Origin of the sequence: Streptomyces sp. NPDC007162 (genome assembly GCF_040634175.1) — a bacterium.
Lineage (GTDB): Bacteria > Actinomycetota > Actinomycetes > Streptomycetales > Streptomycetaceae > Streptomyces.
The window spans coordinates 1-1,255 of record NZ_JBEYFC010001030.1 but is presented as its reverse complement, the minus strand read 5'-3'; the positions used below and the strand labels follow the sequence as shown (position 1 = coordinate 1,255).

The 1,255-nt window shown below is 67.6% G+C and carries 2 protein-coding genes and 1 tRNA gene; 2 read left to right on the top strand and 1 reads right to left on the bottom strand.

Annotated features, from left to right (window positions below; translation table 11 throughout):
- Positions 1-77 precede the first annotated feature (77 nt).
- Positions 78-329 (top strand): hypothetical protein, encoded by a 252-nt coding sequence (locus ABZ646_RS46905; protein ID WP_360533986.1) that lies wholly within the window; start codon positions 78-80, stop codon positions 327-329.
- Positions 330-357: 28 nt separating this feature from the next.
- Here ABZ646_RS46905 and ABZ646_RS46900 read toward each other — a convergent pair.
- Positions 358-440: transfer RNA gene (locus ABZ646_RS46900), tRNA-Leu, on the bottom strand.
- 414 nt (positions 441-854) lie between these two features.
- Between ABZ646_RS46900 and ABZ646_RS46895 the strand changes: the two genes are divergently transcribed.
- A partial coding sequence (locus ABZ646_RS46895; RefSeq protein WP_360533983.1) for an ATP-binding cassette domain-containing protein occupies positions 855-1,255 on the top strand: 401 nt, incomplete at its 3' end.

The following is a 1,255-nucleotide window of genomic DNA, read 5'->3' as shown; positions in this document are numbered from 1 at the left end:
TCCCGGACTAGTCTCTCGTCCTGCCCGGTAGGCGAGAGCCGCACGACCACGGGCTCTCAGGGGGAAATGTGTTGTTCGTGCACGGCGGACCCGCTACGGCCGTGGTCCGGGGCCCCGACGGCGAGTCCGTCGTCCTGCTGTCCGGGGAACTGCCCGAGGTGCTCACCGATACGTCGGTGAGCGAACTCCTGGATCTGGCGGCGGCCATCCTCGACACCGGCGAACTCGCCCTCTTCGAGGAGTGCCTGCGCGCCCTGCGCCGCAACGGGATGCGCGCGGGCCGCCGCATCGAGGTCGACGGGGCGGTCCTGACCGTGTACGAGGGGTGAGCCGGCGCCGCCCGCAAGCGGCGGGAAGTGCCCGGAACCGGACTTGAACCGGTACGCCCGCGAGGGGCAGCGAGGTTTAAGCTCGCCGTGTCTGCATTCCACCATCCGGGCAGGCCATGGGCTCCGCGTACGAGGCTCCGACCCTATCGGGAGGCGTCCCCCGAACAGCGGACGGGCGACCCGATGTTGTCTTATTTTATTGACGTCTGAGGGTGCATCAGCCGCCGGAACGAGCCATCCGCACTTGCCAATAGCGTTACGCGCGGTGGGTGCGCACGTACGCGGAATGACGGAATTTCACCGTCCGAACAAGGGGGCTCCACCTGTTCTCGACGCATCGGAGTGATCGAAGCCGGATGGTGCTCTCGGGGTCGGCCGTCATCCCCAGGTATGAGATCGCGCCCTCCGGTCCGACCTCGGTCGCCCCCCGGAACCGGAACAGCGGCTGACTACACGCGCCGACAGGGCGGAGACGATGGTGCGGTCCCCATGACCGAACGCCGTCGTCCCGAGGAGCACCCTTCCGTGTCCACCACGCCTATCGCCGACCGGCGGACCACCTCCGTGGCCGCACGCGCCACGGACCTCTCGAAGATCTACGGCCAGGGCGAGACCCAGGTGGTCGCCCTGGACCGGGTCACCGTCGAGTTCCGGCAGGCCGAGTTCACCGCGATCATGGGACCGTCCGGTTCCGGCAAGTCCACACTGATGCACTGCGTGGCCGGCCTCGACACCTTCTCCTCGGGTTCGGTGCGGATCGGCGACACCGAACTGGGCTCCCTGAAGGACAAGCAGCTGACCAGGTTGCGCCGGGACAAGATCGGGTTCATCTTCCAGGCCTTCAACCTGCTGCCGACCCTGACCGCCCTGGAGAACATCACCCTCCCGATGGACATAGCGGGCCGCAAGCCCGACAAGGAGTGGCT